The sequence below is a fragment of the Paenibacillus herberti genome, from assembly GCF_002233675.1.
GTDB classification, from domain to species: domain Bacteria; phylum Bacillota; class Bacilli; order Paenibacillales; family Paenibacillaceae; genus Paenibacillus_O; species Paenibacillus_O herberti.
The window spans coordinates 905,298-923,172 of the sequence record NZ_NMUQ01000001.1 but is presented as its reverse complement, the minus strand read 5'-3'; the positions used below and the strand labels follow the sequence as shown (position 1 = coordinate 923,172).

Sequence of the window (17,875 nt, the reverse complement as noted above, 5' to 3'; positions counted from 1 at the left end):
CATTTTTATTTAGGTTCCGAAGTTCCGGTATACAAATCCCGATACTCCTGCGGCGTCATGCCGAAATGTTTCTTGAAAGCAAAATGAAACGAATGGGGCCTCTGGTAACCGAGATTGGCGGCAATTTCATATATTTTGTCACTACCATCCTTCAGCAATTCCTCGGCCTTGGCCATACGAGAACGTTGCATGAAGTCACTGAGATTTTCCCCTGTCTCCCGCTTGTAGAGCCGTGACAGATAAACCGGATGCAGATGCACATAGTCCGCCACAGATTGGAGAGACACTTCAGCCGTAATATGACCGTCAACGTAAGTTTGAATGCTTGAGATCAGATCGGAGCGCGAGTCCTTTGTCCCCCGCTGAAGCTCCTCCCGGATATGCCGCAGTGTTCGAAACGACCATTCCCGCAATTGATTGACCGAACGGAACGGCGGCGCATCGGCCATAGCCGTATAATCGCTCTTAAGTAACTCCGACAGCTTGCGACCTTTTTTGTGAGCGATATAGGCATACGCCGAAGCGAGAGTAAGATACGCTTCCAGAAGCAGCTCTTGTGAGCCGGCTTCTTTCGTTTCCAGCTCGTCGTACACGAGGCGGAGCTTCTCCTCCATCTGATCCCACTTACCCCCTTCAAGTAAGCGGACCAGCGCTGGAGGTTCATAAAGACTTTCCAAAGGAGGAGCCCCGGCTTCCAGCCCGTCATCCTCAAGCCGCATGAACAGTTCCGGCTCATCGCCGATCCGCTTACGGAAGGAATCGACCAGCCTGCTGTACAGGCCGGGGATTTCCTCGGGAAAATCCCCCTCTTGGCATACCATGATCGAGATCTTCGCCTTTAAGTACGAGGACACCGCCGTCTGTAAGTCGGCTGCCGTCCGCTCGAACCAGGCTGAATCATGAGCGCAGGCGCTGCGCGGAGACATCGCATAAACATAGTAGCCATGCGCATCTTTGGCGGGCCATATTTCATACCTTGAGCCGAACAGTTCTTCCGTCATGTTGCGGATCGCGTATTCTTTCCAGCCAAGGTTTTCCGACCCGTATTGCAGAAACAGCTCGTCGAGCCGAACGGCCATCAGCGTACAGCGGGTCCACTCGCCGCCCGTGAGCTGGAGCTGATTCATCCGCTCCTCCAAGCTTGCTGGAATCGTTCCTTGCAGCAGCTCAAGGAGAAGGGAAGCGCGCAGCAGCGGCAAGTTCTCCTTGAGCGTGTAACTTAATCGCTGCCTTGAAATGAGCTCCTCCCACTCCGCTTCCAGCTTGGCTCCCGCCGAACGGACGGCGGCTAGAAGTTCCTCTTCCTTGACTGGCTTGAGCAAGTAGGCCTCGGCCTGATGCCGGATAGCCTCTTTGGCGTAGTTGAAGTCGGAGTACCCCGACAGCAGAATGCATTTTGTCTTGGGCCAATTGGAGCGGATCTCGGCCATCAGCTCAAGGCCCGACAGCCCCGGCATCCGGATGTCGGCGATGACGATGTCGACCGGAAAGCGCCGCAGCAGCTCCAGTGCCTCCACGCCGGAGTACGCTTTGGAAACCTGTTCAATGCCAGCGGATGGCCAGTCGACCGTTGCGGCCAGCCGATCCACAACATGCGCTTCGTCGTCAACGATGAGCAGTTGCCTCATGTCTCACCGCCTCCCTTTTTCAATCTAACGGAGCTGTCGTTGCGCCAACTGAGCACCGCGGTCAGTCCGCCGCCCGGGGTCGGATGCAGCTCAAGGCCCGATTCTTCTCCGAACTGATACCGCAGCCGCTGATGCACATTCCAAGTTCCGCAGCCGATTTCATCCGACATTGGCTCCTGCAGCTGCCGCCTTAATCGGGACAAACCTTCCTCATTGGAGCCGGTTCCATTGTCGGCCACGGACAGGAAGCACCATCCGTCGACCATTTTTCCTTGAATCGTGATGCAGCCGCCCTCAAGACGGGGCTCAATACCATGCACGATGGAGTTTTCCACAAGCGGCTGCAGCAGCAGTCTCGGCACTTCCACATCCAGCATCTCCTCCGGCACCTGAATGCTGTATTGCAGCCGTTCCATGCGCAGATTATGGATGGTCAAGTAACTGCGCACAAGCTCAAGCTCCTCCCGCAGCGGCGCCAGCTGATGCTCAAGACGGGTGGAATAACGGTAGTAGTCAGCAAGATTTTCCGCCATTGCAATAACCGAATCACGATCCTCCATCATGGCCGAGTTGGCGATGAAAAAGAGCGAGTTGTACAGGAAATGAGGATTGATCTGCGACTGCAGCTGCTTGAGCGTAGCCTCGCGAGAGCGCAGCTTTTCGGTATAAACATCCTCGATCAACACCTGGATTTTACCCGCCATCTCGTTGTAAGGACCGATCAGATCGTCGAATTCATTGTTCGCTCTGTAGTCGATCCGCGAAGAGAAATCCCCGCTGCTCATGCGGCGAACACCGCGGATCGTTTTTTGCAGCGGAATCTGTACATTGCGGTACAATAACAGCGCCGAAGCCAGGCCAATCAACACAAGAGCGGCTGCAGCGGCATAGAACCAGTTGCGCACCGACGAAGTCGGACTCAAAATACGCTGCAAGGGTACATAGTCGGCTAAATACCATCCCAGTTGTGCAGAGCGCACATAACTGACGATATAGGTCTCGCCAGCTACTTTAACCGTCCGCTGTCCCTGATCGCCTTCGATCGAACCCAGAGATTTACGGATCGCCTCCGCTTTCATGCGGTCGGAAGCACTGCCTGCAATCATCTCTTGCCCATTGCGGAACAGGAATGGATCGCTCCATTCGTTTTTGCGGTACAAATCGAGTAAATCCCGCAGCGCCTCTACCGGAAAACGCACCTGGAACACCGCGTCCGCCTCTCTCGCCGTCCCGGCAGTTGATGGCTCTGCCGTTTCTCGCAAAAAGGTACCGGTTGGATAACCCCGAGACAGATCCTCCTCATAGGTCCACTCCCTGCGTAAAGGGCTGTCCCAGTTCCATACCGCAGTTCCATTGGCGTAAATATTGGAGCTAAGCACCTCCCGCTGCTGGGGAAGTACGACGGTCAAATCATTGGTCCAGCTGCCCGAAGCGCTCTGCAAGCTCAGCTTTTCTTGAATACGGGCCTGAGCTCTCAGCGGATTAAGCGCAGCTTCCCCGGCTCCGTCCATATAATCGCGGATATGCGGGTCATAGCTCAAAATGACAGGGTACAGCGACAAGCTTTCCATAACGCTGTCCATCCGGTTTGCGAAAAAGCTGAGCTCGCTAAGAACAGCAGAGCGAAGCTGCTCCTGAACCACTTTTTGCGCCTGGCGGTTGGAATAGCCGTACATCCCCAGCACCGAGAGAAAAAGCAGAGCGAGCACAATTAGGAACTTGGCAAAAATCGAGAGCCGATATCGGCCCGGTCCCCCCTCATTCCTGATCCAAAATCGATTGAAGAATCGCATTCTGCTCATCCGCCTTCTGCTTGATGTCGGGGTAGCCCGTCATCACCCGCTGCACGATTTCTCCAACTGCTTCTCTCGCTTCAGCTACATTGACGGCGGCCGGCCGATCATGGTCGACCCCCGTATCACCGTATCCTTGAATGACGGCAGCAAGCTCAGATGGGAACGCCGCTGTTCCTTCGGGCGAGTTCCATACCGATTGCCGGGCTCCGGTGTTGCCCTTCGCCTGAGTGGCTAGCACAATCTCCTTGCTTGTTGCCCAGCGAATGAACGCCCATGCCGCCTCTTTCTGCCCGGAGCTTGGATTCATCGCCAGTCCCCATGAGGTGATGGAATAGGTTCGCGATCCGCTGGACCCAGCAGGGAATGGCGCGAAACCAACCTTATCCGCGATGTTGGAGCGAGCGGGATCGGTCACTGTTCGATAGATGGACGTTGCATCGGTGTAAAAGGCAGCTTTGCCTTCGGCGAAAAAAGCGATAGCCTGGGGCCATGACATGTTAATCACATCAGGCGGCCCGTAATCCCGCAGCAGTCCTCCATACAGCTCGAACGCGCGAATCGCCGCCGGTGTGTTGATCGTTGCCTTGCGCCCGTCCGTGAAATCTCCTCCCTCCGAATAGAGAAAGGAGGATACCTGCGTGACAAGCGGCGAACGCTGTCCCCGGGCGACAAAACCATACACGCCTTTATCAGGGTTATGGAGACGTTTTGCGGCAGTAGCCAGCTCGTCCAGCGTTTTTGGCACCGGAATGCCCTCTTCGCGCAGCAAATCTTTGCGGTAATAGAGCATCCCCTGCTCCGTTATGACCGGTATGCCCCCGAGCTTCTCATCTACCATGGAAGATCTCACCGCCTGCGGTGAAAAATCGTTCCAATCGTAGGTAGTGTCCTTGGTTACATAGTTGTCTAAATGCTCCAGCCAGCCGTTTCGATTGAATAACAACCCTTCTTGCAGCGGGCGATACATGAACACATCCGGGGTGTGGCTGTCGCTTGTCAGATTGAGCGAAAGCTTCTGGGTAAGCTGATCCTCAAAGTAGCTTTGCACGATCACCCTGATGCCGGTCTCAGCCTCGAAGCTCGGCAGCAGCGGCCTGATCGCATCCATCCAGGGATGGCTTGCCGCCATGAACACGAGCGTTTTGCCCTGCAACGGCTTCGTTTCCTGCTCGTTCGAGGAGCTCAACCCGCATCCTGCGAGCATTGCCGTCAACAGCAGCAGGCCTGCAGCTCTGCGCCCCTGTTTCATGTTCTCTCCCCCTTGCTGCCTTACGGCATGTATAACGATACTGGACGTGCATGGCCGATGATATAACGAATATTAAATATAATAACCACAGCTGAATCATTTCTTGCGATTGTGGCCTTACATATCCGTTTTTGGGCGCAAAAAGACGGCCCTTAGCCCCTTAAGGCTTAGGAACCGCTCCCATAACAGTCACCTTGACGTATCACCGTTCACGCAAGTCAGATCGATTGGATAAGTTTCGTACATCCCCAGTTATCTGTTATGTTCTCCAGCGGAAGAGGTATGCGTCCCCGAATCGCCGCCGATACACTCTCTGCGCGCGTGCTGTCCATCGCTTGGACAGCATGTCTCTTTCGGAAATTACTTTGGTCCTAAGTATTTCTCATCCTGTTATCATACTACTTAAATAAAATACGTTGCGTTTTGGTTAGGGATTGCATATCATAAGTGAATAAGAAACTTATAGTATCCTATATAAGTTATCCAGGAGGTAATCACCTTGCAAAAACAAACGCCTCCGCGCTTGAACCGGCTGAATAGCAGGTGGTCGCAGATAAAATGCTTATCTATTTAACGGATAGTTGTGATTAAGTTAACGCATCTTACAAAAATGAAACTTATTTACGAAGGAGACTCTGTTATATGATTTACCAAGTTATAATGCATACACCGACATATGTATGGCTACTATTTGCATTTCTGCTCTATAGGGGCATTTCAGGTTCTCAAGAACGAGAAGTGAATATTCCTAAGTCGTTAATAGTGCCCGGTATATTTATCCTATGGGGAATGTATAATGTTTTTGTGAACTTCTCATTTCCTCTTCAAGCATTCATCGTCTATATTTTGTTTATTGGGTTGGGAACATTTTTGGGGTACGAACTTTATCGGAGGAAGTATCATTTCTTTTTGAAAAACGGAGTCGTGTTTCGCGCAAAAAACTATCTGCCATTGGTCATCATACTGATTAACTTTATAATCAAATACGCTCTGAATATTTATATGTACATGCAAAGCGACGCTATCCACAGTTTGGGGTTTAACGTGTTCTATACGATCATTAGTGGCACTACCGTCGGTCTGTTCTTAGGAGGAATTTTAAATACGAATCAGCAGAAGGGCAAATTAATGGGGAGTTTAATAAAAAGCCGAATTTCTTGATGTCTGTTTGTCCAGAAGGCCGGTTCGCTCCGCCTCCTCCCTTGTTCCTCTAGTTCAACATATATAGTGTGATTTCAATAAAGAGCATTGGAGGATTTGCCTCCGATGCTCTTTATTTTTGATTAAACGCTTATTGCTCTGCCTATTTCATGCGCTGAAGTCATCTGCTGGTTCCAAAGTAAAACCGTAGAACAGGCGCGCGTTGCGAGCCAGAGCTTCCGCCGTTTCGCTTTCAGGAAGGTCGCGCAGTCGGGCAATCTCGCGGACGGATTCATAGATCATTAGCGGATGCGTAGCTCGCCCCGCGAACGGACCTTCGAACGGCCATGGGCCGTCCGTTTCGGTCATCAGCTGCTCCAGAGGGTAATGTTTTGCCAGCTCCTGAATGTCCGGCTCATAAAGTACATCCGGCGTAAGCGAGATCATATATCCCGATTCCGCCAGCAGACGCGTAGTTTCTTCGTCTCCTTTATACCAATGAAAATGCGCGCGCCGTACGCCGCATTCCCGCAGCAAGGTAGCTGCCTTCGACGCATCCTCATAAACGGCGTGCAGAATAAGCGGACGATCCAACTCAGCGGCAAGCGAGGTGAATCTGCGCAGAATGTCGGAGTACCCGCTTTCGTCAAAAGCTTCTCCCGCGGTCTCATGTTCGGTCCTCGTATAATAGGGCAAACCTACTTCGCCAATCGCAAAGCTCTCGCCCGCAGCATGGCGCTCGCGAATCCAGCCGATCAGCTCATCCAGATTGCCGGGCACAGGCAGCGGTTGCTCGGGATGCCATCCGTAGGCAGGCAGCACAAAACCGTGCTGCTCCAGCGCAAGCTGTCGCGTCCGCTCGCAGGACGCCAAGTCCATAGAGACGGCAACCACCGCTCCAACTCCGCCGAGCCTCGACTCCGCCAGCATCGTCCGCGCTTCTGCCTCCGTGTATTTCTCCAGATGGATGTGCGTCTCAATCACCTCCGGCAGACGATTCACAGCATCTGACTGCCCCCGATTTACCCCAACTTTCTTGCTTCCATTTGCTCCATCGCTCATGATCATTCCCACCTTCCAGCCTTACCTGATCTCATCCACAAAACAAGGGGCCGTCCCGGAAGTCATCGTTAGACGACTTAGGAGCGGCCCTTAATTATTTCGGCCGGCCAGTACAATATAGGTTGATGGCGCTGAATTGCTTTCGAAATGACTCAAATAATGCTTCTCAGGTCCGTTAGATAATTTGCAGCCCGTTTTGAGAGGAAATAAGCTCGCTCAGGTCCGTTGCTATGTGTATGGACAAGCTAATGTGAGATGAGTTTCGCTTGTGCATGCATGAATGAACGAGCTGAGCTTGCCTCTGTCCCCTCCAGCCTTTCTGTTGCCGCGCTACACTTAATGCTCACTCCGCAGCGCAGCATATAGTTCCGCCTTCAGCTCACCGAACCTCGGCTCGCTCCACAGCTTCTCGCTGCGCGGGCGCGGGAACGGTACTTGAAGCTCTCGCACGATGGTAGCTGGCGGCGTGGACAGCACAAGAATGCGGTCAGACAGCATAAGCGCCTCCTCGATGGAATGCGTCACGAACAGCACGGAGCGGCGGTCCTGCTCCCAAAGCGAGAGCAGCCACTGCTGCATTTCCTGCCGCGTCAGCGCATCCAGCGCACCGAAAGGCTCATCGAGCAGCATGAGCGGCTGCGGCGAGAGCAGCGCGCGCAGGAACGAGATGCGCTGCTGCATGCCGCCCGATAGCACATGCGGATAAGCGCGCGCATATCGCTCCAGGCCGAGGCGCTGCAGTCCCTCCTCGGCGAGTCGGCGCGCCTCCGCTTTCTCGCGTCCAGCTATGCGGAGCGCGAGCTCAATATTGCCCTGCACGGTGCGCCAGGGCAGGAGCGCGGCCTGCTGCGGCATGTACGCCGCCGGGCCGGGGCGGCTGCCCGCAAGTTCGCCGGCGATGCGAAGCTCGCCGGCATCCGGCCCCTCCAGGCCGCCGATCAGGCTAAGCAGCGTCGATTTGCCGCTGCCTGAAGGGCCGAGCAACGAGACGAACTCGCCCTCGCCGACGACCAAATCTACGCCGCCAAGCACCTCAGTCCGCCCTGCGTCCTGAAGGAACGACTTGCGCAGACCGGTTATTTCCAGCACACTCATTCCGTTCCCTCCTTCCGCGGCCGCCAGCGGACGGTCAGCCGCTCAGCTTCCGTCACCGCCGCGAACAACAGCAGGCTGAGCGTCACGACGATAGCAACTCCGGCGAACACAAGCGACGTTTTGAATCCTTTGGAAGACAAAAGCATGAAAATGCCAAGTCCCTTCTCCGAGCCAATCCACTCCGCAACGACTGCGCCGGTGACGCTGTAGGAGGCCGCCAGCTTAAGACCGGAGAACAGATGCGTAATCGAGCCTGGCAGCTCCAGGCTGATGAACCGTCTCCAACGTCCTGCGCCGATCATGCGCATATAGCGCTCCAGCGCCGGTTCGCCGCCGCGCAGCCCGCCCAGCATGGCGACGCATACCGGGAAAAAGCAGACGAGCATGACGAGCAGCAGCTTAGGCAGTAATCCGAAGCCGAACCAGACGACGAGCAGCGGTCCAAGTGCGATAAGCGGCACATTTTGCGACAAGACGAGCAACGGATAAACACCAGAGCGGACAAACGGCAGCAGATGCAGCAAAGCGGCGAGCCCGAAGCCCGCCGCCGTCCCTCCTGCAAAACCAAGCAGCGTCAGCCGCAGCGTGGCGACCGTATGCTCAGCCAAACGCTCCCGCGCATCCCAGGCATCCTGCACAATGGCGCTCGGAGCTGGTACGAGCCAGGCTTCTACGCTCGATAACCGCACAGCTGCCTCCCAGACGAGCAGCATTGCCGCCAGCACGAGCAGCGGAGGCCAAACGGCCCGCAATCGGGCCGCCGCAGAACCGCTTCCTGGCGCTTTACGCAGTGGAAGCCGACTACTGTCCATCCGGGTACTTTTCCAACAGACGGCCCATCGAGGCTCCGCTTGTCGGATTATAATAAATCTTCACCTGGGATATGACCGAGGGGCAGCCCATCTCCGCCATCGCCTCGCTCATGCTCGCCACGACAGCGAGCAGCGACTGGAGCTCACCTTCCATCGTCGTCTCCAGCGGCGCGACCCGATACGGGACACCGGACTCCTTAATAATTTCAATCGCACGATCCACATACGGCAGAACACTTTCTCCTCCCGGCGTGCTCGGCAAAATCTGAATGCTTACAAGCGCGTTCGCCATGTCAGCAGCAGCTCCTCTCTCCATTAAATTTTACTCCTCCGGCAGGAAATCGTTCGTAAACGCCTTCGACAGATCCGGCTTTGATTCCATCAGCTTGTGCTGGAACATCCAATCGGCGTAATTATTCCATACCTCCGCCTTCTGTTCGCCCCAACGCGCTGCGTCATCCTGATATTTCGGACTCAGCCACTTCTGGCTGGCGCGCACGAGCTCCGGATTCAGATCCGGCACCGCCTTGATCAACACTTCCGCGGCCTCCTCCGGATTGTCAATCGCATAGCGGTAACCCTCCGCAGCACCGGCTACAAAAGCTTTCACAAGCTCCGGCTGCTCCTGAATGAGCTTTTCGCTCGTCTGCAGCAGCGGCGTGTAATAGTCCAGCTTGTCGCTGTAATCCGTCAAGTACACCATGTTCAGCTTATCACCGCGCAGCTCCGCCTCAACGCCTGTCCAGCCATAGTAGATCCAGGCGAAGTCAATGTCGCGCTTAACCGCCGTGAAAAAGTCCGAGTTGCCCATGCTGACGATTTTCACCTTGTCCACATCCGCTTTTTGCTCCTGCATGATGGAGCTGATGACTTCTTCCTCAACCGGCGCTCCCCAGCCGCCGTATGTTTTGCCTTCGAAGTCTTTGGGCGACTTGATGCCCTTATCGACAGGTGATGCAAAGCCGGATGTATTATGCTGAATAATAGCTGCGAGGGATACAAGCGGCAAATCCTGCGTGCGTGCGAGCGTTAAGCTCTCCTGGTAACCGACGCCGAACTCGACCTCACCCTTGGCGACGAGCATGTCAGCGGCTGTACCTTCCGGCGGCTGCATGATTTCTACTTCGAGCCCGTTTTTCAAAAAGAACCCTTTATCCCGCGCTGCGTACAAGCCCGTATGATTCGTATTCGGCGTCCAGTCCAGCACGATCTTAACCTTCTTGAGCGGAGGGGCAGTTGCTGCCGCCTGCTCTCCGGAATTCGCCGGCTCTCCCCCATTGCTTCCGCCTCCGCAGCCCGCCAATCCAAGCACCAGCACCAGTAGGCCACTTGCCCATTTCGTCGTTTTCCTCATGCCTATCCCCTGCTTTCTTCTATGTACCGCTACACCAATGCCAGGACGACAAAAAAAGACGTCTTCCGTAAGGAAAACGTCTTGATGAAATCACAGTTGGACCAGAGGTCGCCCCCTCAAAGGGTAGCGGCATGATGCGGCTGCATACGGTTCCTACGCTGGCATTATCCAGATCAGGTGTATGGGTCGGGATGCTTCTCCCCTCTCAGCCAGCGTGCGCCAGCTCCCCAGCTATGCGGTTGTCAATAGTGCCATTATAACAGAGCAGGCATCTTTTGCAACGGTTCGCTGTCGAATTATGGCGATGCCTTCTGACGCTCGGCCTTGCGCTTGACCCATCCGATTCCGATTATGAGCATCAGGAGCGGCAGCACGATTTGAAAGAACGGTGTCATCTTGACCGACATCTCAAGTCCAGCCCATAGATGGTAGGTGTTGGTCGGCTCCAGAAAAGACGCGGCATAGATCAGCGGTGCTATCGCTAGCGCGCCTACTTTCAGGGGCACTTTGCAGCAAGAGCGGAGCAGCAGCACAGAGGCGAAATACATACCCGCTATTTTTACATATAAACCGATATATAGAAGCATCGTGACCAAAATGTCCAGCCGCTCAATAAAGTTGGCCAGTCGGATCAGTACAACAGCCTCCAGCGTCGGCAGCGTTTTGAGCTCAGTCAGTGCCGGACCGAGCACCATCATGATAACCGCGTTTACAGCGATAAGAAAAAGAGCCACGGCGATATAGGCGGTATATGAAGCGGCCCCCGTCTTTTTACTGCCTGTGGCGTACTTCCAGAAAACGAGCAGTACGATCACCTGATTAAATGGAAACGACAGTAGATCGGGAAAAGCCGTCTTCAACACCGGCCCGATACCATTTTCCAGCACCGGCTGCAACCGTTGCGGGTCGATCAGCCCGCCAATAAGCAGCAGCAAGAGCAGCAGACCATAGCTGCCGACTAATACTGGAAGCAAAATTTGCGTGATACGAAAAAAGGTCGTCAACCCTTTGGAAACCGTATAATAGGCGATTCCCGTTATAATCAGCATGACGCACCACATCGGTGTCTGCGGCAGCAGGGTGCTTAGGGTCAGCTCGCCGAAATCTCGTACATTGCGCATAGATTCATAAGCGAACAGCAGGCTCATTGCCACCCCGAGCACGATCCCTATCACTTTGCCGAAATGCAGCTTGAGCAGTCCACCCATATCCTCTTCCGGAGCCCGATTCTGCAGCGTCCGGTACACCCATAACATCCCAAGACCGGCCACAGCGGCAGCAGCAAGCGCGATCCATGAATCCTGCTTGGCATCGGTGCCAAGCTGGAACATCGGCGTGCTGCCGATGCTGAACATCATGATAAAAATCGCGATTTGGCCCGCACTCACGCTGCTTGTTTCCTTCCCCATCCTGGCTCACTCCTTCTTGCGGCTTTTTTCGAATGCCTCATTGTACGACTCGATGCTGCGGCCCGTCTTGGCCAGCTTAACGTGCACCGATATTTCGATCTCAACCTTCGGGAATCCTCGCTCGTTCCAGTCACTCTCGATCTGTTTCCATTCTTCTTTGTGCTTCAGGTGCAGCAAATTTCCAAAACCGGCGGCATCAGCCTTCAGTCGCTGAGCCGCTAGGATGCCATCCTCCATATCGCGTTTCAACTCCGCTTCAATGCTCGCTTCCACCGGCAATAAATCCTGCGGCTTTCTCATCGATCCCGGGCAATTGTATTCCATCAGTACGCCCGTAGCTTTCGACTCAATTTTCATCAGCCAGCCGGATCCTTTTCTCACTGGTGTGACGCGGGTCTTCTGTTTCTTCAGACGGATGCTGTTGAGCTTCTGCCGCTCTCCCTGGCAAGGAAATGATACGGTCGATCCCTTCACCCTGTTTGTGACCCACAGCAGGCCGCGGTTCTCATGCGTACTCAGCCAGCCAGCGAGCTTGTTGTTCTTAAATATGGCCACCTTCTGCAGCCGAACCTTCGCTCCCGTGTGCGTTGTTTTGGCGGCATCAACGGTGTCAACCGCTGCGCCGGAGCCGCTCAGGCCGATGCCGGGCACTGCGGTAATATGCACCGGACTAAGCAAGTCCTGCATCATTTCGAACATACTAATCTGCCGGAAATTACCGCCATACTTTTCTTCCAGCGTGATCAGGCGATTGATGCCGACACCTGAAATCCTCTCCATCGGCAGCAATTGCTCCAGGATGGTCCTTGCGCTGCCCTCTGTCACGAGCACCGTGACCGTCTCCCTGGAATCCCCGTTGCGCATATAGGCTTCCATCAGGTTATTAATACCCCTTCGAGCCGCCTCTTCGCTGATGACGACAACCTGGTTATGGCTGAAATAAACCCGCCGCGACATTTCTTGGGTCGTCCTGGAGACAGCTCCCCTGAAGCTGTCTCCAACGCTCGTAAACACATTGACCGGAGAAGAGGAGCCCCCAACGTAGGCTCCCTGCGCCGAAATCGCGTTGGGAATGACCAATTGGTAGCTGACCTCCCATCTACCGGTATCCGTCAAATCCACTCCCGTAGCCGAAATGATACCCAGTTCATTGAGCTCCTGCCGATCCCAGCAGCCTGCCGGTCCCAGTAGAAGAAGTGCTGGGATCAACAACAGCGCCGGTAAACGGTGGAGCGAACTTGGACGTAGCTTCGGTTGCAGACGGCGTAACAAGCTTGGACGCGACTTCGGCAGCAGATGACTGAGAAATTCCAGGTGCTCAGCCTTGCGTCGGAACAGACTCAATATGCCGGGCTGTTCCCCATGGCGGAGCCCCGCTTCTCGCTTCATACACCAGCGCCTCATGGCTTTTGCCCCTTTAACTGCTGGTCCACTTTTTGCTGGTCCTCTGGCTGACCGCTCGCTTGACGCTTCCGATTACCATCTTGCGCTATCGCCGGCCGCAGCTTCATGCTCCAGCGCGGCATCCGCAAAATCGTATCGCGCCAGCTGCCTTTGATCCACGGTGCCATCGGAGACAGATAAGGGACACCGAAGGAATGCAGGCCCGCCAGATGGATGATCAGAATCAGGTCGATCGAGATAATACCGAAAAAACCGAACATGCCGGCGCTGATCATGAACAGAAAGCGCATCAGGCGGGCGGCGTTTGCGATGTTCATCTGCGGGGCGACGAAGCTTGAGATCGCCGTGAATGCGACGATGATGACCATCGCCGCGGATACAAGCCCGGCCTGCACGGTAGCAGTACCGATGACAAGCGCGCCGACGATGGAAATCGCCGGACCGATTACTTTCGGCATGCGCACGCCCGCCTCGCGCAGCACCTCGAAGGTCAGCTCCATGATCAGCGCCTCCACAAGTGCCGGAAATGGCACGCCCTCCCGTTGGGCAGACAGGCTGATCAACAGATTAGTCGGCATCATTTCCTGATGGAAGGTCGTTATCGCGATGTAGATCGCCGGCAGATGGAGCGTAATCAGAAAGGCGCTCATGCGGATGATCCTCAGGAAGCTTGCGATGTCGAAGCGTTGATAATAATCCTCTGGCGATTGGAAGAAACGAAAGAAGGTGACCGGCGCGAGCAGCGCAAACGGGCTTCCGTCCACGATAATAGCGAAATGTCCCTCCAGCAGATAAGCTGCCGCCTGATCCGGTCGTTCCGAACTGATCAATGTTGGGAAAAAGGTAAAGGTTTTATCCTGAATGTACTCCTCGATATAACCACTGTCGACGATCCCATCCACATCGATCTCAGAAAGTCGGCGACGCGCCTCATCTACCATTTCCGGGCGTGCCGTGCCCTTCATATAGATCAGCGAGACCTCTGTACAGGTTTGGCGGCCTATTCGTTGCGTCTCGACAATCAGTTGCTCGGAGCGAATAATGCGGCGAATCTGGCCGATACTCGTGCTAAGCGACTCCGTGAAGCCTTGTTGCGGCCCCCGGATGACCGTCTGCGAGGTCGGCTCGGCAATTGCTCGTACCGAACCCCCGGAAGCCTCGGCCGCCAACACTTCACCACTACCGTCGATCAGCACGAGACAGCAGCCCAGCAGCAGCGCATCGAGCGCGCGCTCCAACGTCGTGACCGACTCGGTCAAGCCCGAGGTTATGACCTCCGAACGAAGACGACTGCAGATGTCTCCGGCCTTGCTTCCTCGCGGCGCTACCTCTATGGCACTAGCGGACTGCAGCTTGTCGAGAATGTTTTCGCGGATGTTGTTCTCGTCTACGATTCCTTGCAAATACAGTACAGCCAGTCGAATTCCAGGCGCCGCGGGCGAAGCCGTCATACGTAGACGCAAGTCCGCAGAATCGCTGAACTGCTTCCGAATCGCATGAGCGTTGACCGCCAGCGAGAGGCTGAGCGGTGTCGCCGTGACTCTCCTTCCCAAGGGAGGGGGCTTGGTCCCGCTGCTATTTCCCTGGCGACCGCCGCCGCTGCCACCAGCCGCCGATCCGCCTTTTTTTCCTTTAGAAGCCGACAAGAAAACCCCTCCCTTATCCAGAATGACCTTATTCTGGGCAGAAGAGAGGGGTTTTATCCAGCTTATGCTAAAGACGATCAGGGCCATTTTCCAGTCCAGGCAAATGCCTAACGCCTTTTTTATCGCCTCAATTTCCGATTGGCAAGGGTCAGCTTATGTACTTCTGAATCGAACTCACTCCGGCACCTCCTGTTTAATAATCGAGGATTCGCGCGGCTCTATTTGCAATTGCTCCCACTCCTCTCGCAAAATAGCATAATAATATTCATCCCACCATCCATCTGCATGGGGAATGCATTTTTGGAAATGCCCTTCACGTCTCATGCCAAGCTTCTCCATAATATTGAAAGAGAAGGAACTGTGTGTATGTGACATTGTCGATATTTTGCAAACTACACAACCAAATGTGAGCCAACATTTAAGAAAGTTAAAGCTTGGTGGTCTAGTCAATGAAGCAAGACGCGGTCAATGGATCTATTATTCTTTGAATGTAGAAAACAAACCCTATCTAATAGGTATTATGCAGCAGCTTCCTTCCATGAAGGAAGAGATTTCTAAGCGCTCGGGAATTAAATGCGACTGACCAGGAGGTAACATGTTAGCTATTGCATCAATCATCTTCCTTGTGACGTTGGTATTCGTCATTTGGCAGCCAAGAGGGCTTAATATTGGATGGTCCGCTGCTGGCGGCGCCATTATTGCCTTGCTCTTCGGCGTAGTCAATTTTACTGATGTCTGGGATGTTACACAAATGGTATGGAACGCCACGCTTACGTTCGTCGCCATCATCCTAATCTCACTAATTCTCGATGAAATTGGATTTTTTGAGTGGGCCGCTTTACACATGGCACGTTTTGCTGGAGGAAACGGTCAGCTGATGTACATGTATGTTATTTTGCTGGGAGCTGCCGTAACGACATTCTTTTCAAATGATGGGGCTGCGCTAATTTTGACACCTATCGTGCTCTCCATGGTTAGGGCTTTGAAGTTTGACGATCGTATGATTCTACCATTCATCATGGCCAGTGGCTTTATTTCGGACACGGCCTCGCTCCCCTTAGTCATAAGTAATCTTGTAAACATTGTATCATCGGACTTTTTCGGAATTTCCTTTGTTGAATATGCAAGCCGAATGATTGTCCCTACTCTTTTCTCAATCGTGGCTAGTTTATTGGTTTTGTTCTTTTACTTCCGTAAAAACATTCCAATGAACTATGACTTAAAACAGCTCCAGAAACCTAAAGACGCAATTAAAGACATTCGTTTGTTTCGTCTGTCCTGGGTCGTTCTCGGTGTGCTGTTAGTTGCTTATATGCTAAGTGAGTTCATTCATGTTCCGGTTTCTATAGTCGCAGGCGCTGCCGCCATCTTGTTTTTGTTCTTTGCAAGACAGAGTCCTGCCATCCATACATGGAAATTGGTAAAAGGCGCACCTTGGGCAGTTGTTGTGTTTTCAATTGGCATGTATGTCGTCGTTTACGGATTGCGTAATGTGGGGCTCACCGACGAACTAGGGAAAGTATTCCAGTGGGTTAGTGAGCAAGGGCTATTCCTTTCGACGGTTGGTGCTGGTTTTATCGCCGCTGTCTTGTCGTCCATCATGAATAACATGCCAACTGTCATGATCAATGCTCTGGCGATTAAAGGCACCTCGACTGAAGGTATTATTAGAGAATCGTTAATTTACGCCAATGTCATTGGTTCTGATTTGGGTCCTAAAATCACGCCAATCGGTTCACTTGCTACCCTGCTGTGGCTTCATGTGCTGTCTCAAAAAGGCGTCAAAATAGGCTGGGGTTACTACTTTAAAGTTGGCATCATGCTGACCATTCCTACACTTTTCATAACACTTCTGGGATTGTATTTATGGTTATTGGTGATTGATTCCGTCAGCATAAATAGCTGGGTCATCATCGCAGCTATTTTAGTTGTAGCTGTTCTTGCCTTACTTATCTTTAATAAGGTTCAATTCGGAAAGAAAAGTAAAAGCGCATGGCTTAAATCCTCGTGCAGTAGCAACGATGAAGGAGGCTGACATCGATATTTCAAGCCATACTTCAAATGTCATAGATCCGGAGATTCTCAATCGTGCTGACTACATAATTATACTTTGCGGTCACGCTGATGAACATTGCCCTGTTATCTAAAAAAAGCGGTTGCCTACTCAGGCTCTCCGCTTCATCTCTCCCCTGACTTCCGCTCCCCCTTCCCCTTGGCCTTCCCCAGGGGATTGCTCTTAAGCAGATCGCCCAGCTCCTCCATATAATGCGTCAGCCGCCAGCTGATCTCCGAGCGCATAACCTCTCGTGTCATCCCAAAATGCTCCTCGTACCCCCGGCAGTAATAACGATGGTAGACGATTGCATTCGACTGCTCCTCCGCCACAATGCGGATATTACGGGCTTTCAGCTCCCGGCGCAAATCGAACTGGTCGCTCATAATCCGGTCAAGCACTCGCTGGCCCGCCAGCAAATAAATCCGCCTGAGCACATTGCCGGAGTTCCGGAGCTCTGACAAGCTTTTCTCAACCATTTTTTCCATATGGGGCAGCAAAAGATAATCCCGGATCATAACACGTTCCTCTGCCGTGGTCACCTTGGCCCCCTGAGTAGCATGCTGCTGATCGTACTGCTCGACATGCTCCGTTAGCAACATCTTGGACTTCCAGCGCTCGTTGCCATCCAGCTTGCTCATTTGTAATGCCCCCCAATTTGTTCGGCTCGTTCACGCGCCACGCCTGCTTCCAGCAGGGAAGAAGCTCGCATAATGGCGTTCGATCCGAACCGTTGTTTGATCAAATCAACCATCTTCTCCTTGTCATAGGCGCGCGCCCGGTCCTCAAACAAAGTCAGCTGCATAACGCTGTCGTCCGTCAGACCCGAAAGGGTTACGCTCAGCCTGCCGACCGGCAGTCCGCTCCAATGGCGGACGAACAGCTCCCGCACCGCCGCAGCGACCTCATGCGTCAGCGAGGTCGGCTGCGACAGCGTCAGCTGGCGGCTGAATCCCATCGCGCGCTCACCGTCGGTTTCCATCGCGTCGACAGCAACGACAGATCCCATAAAACCGTGTCTCCTCATGCGCTGGCATACCTCGACCACGAGCTCCAGCAGCACAACCTCAATGTCAGATAGGCAGCGGTACATCCGCCAGCGCAGCGCCTTGCCGTGGCCAACCGACTTCAGCTCATGCCGAATGCCGGTGACGACCGGGCTGGGATCAATGCCACGCGCCGTCTGCCAGTAATAACCGGCCTGAATGTCGCTTTGTTTGCCCATCT

16 protein-coding genes, 2 pseudogenes and 1 riboswitch are annotated in these 17,875 nt (G+C 53.8%); of the genes and pseudogenes, 4 read left to right on the top strand and 14 right to left on the bottom strand.

The window, feature by feature from the left end; translation table 11 throughout:
* Positions 1-5: 5 nt before the first annotated feature.
* From CGZ75_RS04210 to CGZ75_RS04200, 3 genes are read right to left on the bottom strand one after another with little or no spacing between them, the layout of a single operon-like run.
* Positions 6-1,628: a response regulator transcription factor gene (locus CGZ75_RS04210; RefSeq protein ID WP_089523012.1), complete on the bottom strand. Its 1,623-nt coding sequence runs from the start codon at positions 1,626-1,628 to the stop codon at positions 6-8.
* Positions 1,625-3,430 (bottom strand): cache domain-containing sensor histidine kinase, encoded by a 1,806-nt coding sequence (locus CGZ75_RS04205; protein ID WP_089523011.1) that lies wholly within the window; start codon positions 3,428-3,430, stop codon positions 1,625-1,627. The genes CGZ75_RS04210 and CGZ75_RS04205 overlap by 4 nt, the downstream gene beginning before the upstream one ends.
* Positions 3,387-4,673, bottom strand: a complete 1,287-nt coding sequence (locus tag CGZ75_RS04200) for an ABC transporter substrate-binding protein (protein ID WP_089523010.1) — start codon at positions 4,671-4,673, stop codon at positions 3,387-3,389. The genes CGZ75_RS04205 and CGZ75_RS04200 overlap by 44 nt, the downstream gene beginning before the upstream one ends.
* Before the next feature lie 642 nt (positions 4,674-5,315).
* Here CGZ75_RS04200 and CGZ75_RS04195 point away from each other — a divergent pair.
* On the top strand, positions 5,316-5,834 hold the full coding sequence (locus CGZ75_RS04195; RefSeq protein ID WP_089523009.1) for a DUF6622 family protein: 519 nt from the start codon (positions 5,316-5,318) through the stop codon (positions 5,832-5,834).
* Between the two features lie 147 nt (positions 5,835-5,981).
* On the opposite strand, the gene CGZ75_RS04190 is transcribed toward CGZ75_RS04195, so the two are convergent.
* The 9 genes and pseudogenes from CGZ75_RS04190 to CGZ75_RS24395 form a co-directional block, all read right to left on the bottom strand.
* Positions 5,982-6,875, bottom strand: coding sequence for a TatD family hydrolase (locus CGZ75_RS04190; RefSeq protein WP_089524548.1), 894 nt, complete (start codon positions 6,873-6,875; stop codon positions 5,982-5,984).
* Positions 6,876-7,211: 336 nt separating this feature from the next.
* A complete protein-coding gene (locus CGZ75_RS04185) occupies positions 7,212-7,970 on the bottom strand; it encodes an ABC transporter ATP-binding protein (RefSeq protein ID WP_089523008.1) in 759 nt (252 codons plus the stop codon).
* Positions 7,967-8,782: an ABC transporter permease gene (locus tag CGZ75_RS04180; RefSeq protein WP_089523007.1), complete on the bottom strand. Its 816-nt coding sequence runs from the start codon at positions 8,780-8,782 to the stop codon at positions 7,967-7,969. The genes CGZ75_RS04185 and CGZ75_RS04180 overlap by 4 nt, the downstream gene beginning before the upstream one ends.
* On the bottom strand, positions 8,772-9,074 hold the full coding sequence (locus CGZ75_RS04175) for a thiamine-binding protein (RefSeq protein WP_089524547.1): 303 nt from the start codon (positions 9,072-9,074) through the stop codon (positions 8,772-8,774). The genes CGZ75_RS04180 and CGZ75_RS04175 overlap by 11 nt, the downstream gene beginning before the upstream one ends.
* 30 nt (positions 9,075-9,104) lie before the next feature.
* Complete coding sequence (locus tag CGZ75_RS04170; RefSeq protein ID WP_089523006.1) at positions 9,105-10,136, bottom strand: ABC transporter substrate-binding protein; 1,032 nt, start codon at positions 10,134-10,136, stop codon at positions 9,105-9,107.
* A 132-nt stretch (positions 10,137-10,268) separates the two neighbouring features.
* Positions 10,269-10,376: riboswitch (TPP riboswitch) on the bottom strand.
* A 56-nt stretch (positions 10,377-10,432) separates the two neighbouring features.
* Positions 10,433-11,545 (bottom strand): GerAB/ArcD/ProY family transporter, encoded by a 1,113-nt coding sequence (locus CGZ75_RS04165; RefSeq protein WP_089523005.1) that lies wholly within the window; start codon positions 11,543-11,545, stop codon positions 10,433-10,435.
* 6 nt (positions 11,546-11,551) lie between these two features.
* Positions 11,552-12,934 (bottom strand): Ger(x)C family spore germination protein, encoded by a 1,383-nt coding sequence (locus tag CGZ75_RS04160; protein ID WP_176444673.1) that lies wholly within the window; start codon positions 12,932-12,934, stop codon positions 11,552-11,554.
* 11 nt (positions 12,935-12,945) lie between these two features.
* Positions 12,946-14,595, bottom strand: coding sequence for a spore germination protein (locus tag CGZ75_RS04155; protein ID WP_245850695.1), 1,650 nt, complete (start codon positions 14,593-14,595; stop codon positions 12,946-12,948).
* Positions 14,596-14,769: 174 nt separating this feature from the next.
* Positions 14,770-14,940 (bottom strand): annotated as a pseudogene (locus CGZ75_RS24395) (GNAT family N-acetyltransferase); the annotation flags it as partial.
* Between CGZ75_RS24395 and CGZ75_RS04150 the strand changes: the two are divergent.
* From CGZ75_RS04150 to CGZ75_RS04140, 3 genes and pseudogenes are all read left to right on the top strand, one after another.
* On the top strand, positions 14,888-15,178 hold the full coding sequence (locus tag CGZ75_RS04150) for an ArsR/SmtB family transcription factor (protein ID WP_089523002.1): 291 nt from the start codon (positions 14,888-14,890) through the stop codon (positions 15,176-15,178). The pseudogene CGZ75_RS24395 and the gene CGZ75_RS04150 sit on opposite strands and share 53 nt — an antisense overlap.
* 12 nt (positions 15,179-15,190) lie before the next feature.
* Positions 15,191-16,630, top strand: a complete 1,440-nt coding sequence (locus CGZ75_RS04145) for an arsenic transporter (RefSeq protein ID WP_089523001.1) — start codon at positions 15,191-15,193, stop codon at positions 16,628-16,630.
* Positions 16,578-16,739 (top strand): annotated as a pseudogene (locus tag CGZ75_RS04140) (arsenate reductase/protein-tyrosine-phosphatase family protein); the annotation flags it as partial. The gene CGZ75_RS04145 and the pseudogene CGZ75_RS04140, both read left to right, overlap by 53 nt.
* A 34-nt stretch (positions 16,740-16,773) precedes the next feature.
* On the opposite strand, the gene CGZ75_RS04135 reads toward CGZ75_RS04140, so the two are convergent.
* Both CGZ75_RS04135 and CGZ75_RS04130 read right to left on the bottom strand, forming a co-directional pair.
* Positions 16,774-17,289 (bottom strand): YhjD family protein, encoded by a 516-nt coding sequence (locus CGZ75_RS04135; RefSeq protein ID WP_089522999.1) that lies wholly within the window; start codon positions 17,287-17,289, stop codon positions 16,774-16,776.
* Positions 17,286-17,875 (bottom strand): DinB/UmuC family translesion DNA polymerase (locus CGZ75_RS04130; protein ID WP_089522998.1); only part of this gene is annotated, 590 nt, incomplete at its 5' end. The genes CGZ75_RS04130 and CGZ75_RS04135, both read right to left, overlap by 4 nt.